Genomic DNA, 321 nt, shown 5'->3' on the forward strand with positions numbered 1-321 from the left:
GCTGCACGACCGGGGCCGGCGTCACCCTGGCGGCCGGCGCCACGGCGGCGACAGGCGCAGCCTCGACGACCCTGGGGCGAGTCACAGGCTGCGCCTTGGCGGCAGCAACCTGCACCACCGGCGAGGTCTTCTCGCGACGCCGTGCGGCCCAGAACAGCGCACCGAGCAGCAGCAACAGACCTGCGCCACCGGCGAACAGCGTGGAGAACCAGCCAGCTGTTTCCTTGGCCGGTGCCTGCGGCTCGGCCGGCACCTCGGCTGCGGGTTGCACGACAGGCGCTTGCGGCGTGCGCTCGGCGGCGAGCTCGGCCAGTTGCGCGT

Annotated in this window: 1 protein-coding gene; it reads right to left on the minus strand. The window is 73.8% G+C overall.

Annotated features, from left to right (window positions below; translation table 11 throughout):
- On the minus strand, positions 1–321 hold a 321-nt coding region (locus J0A65_RS25010), incomplete at both ends, for a hypothetical protein (protein WP_206596931.1).

Source organism: Bowmanella yangjiangensis, from assembly GCF_017255015.1.
Classification (GTDB): domain Bacteria; phylum Pseudomonadota; class Gammaproteobacteria; order Enterobacterales; family Alteromonadaceae; genus Bowmanella; species Bowmanella yangjiangensis.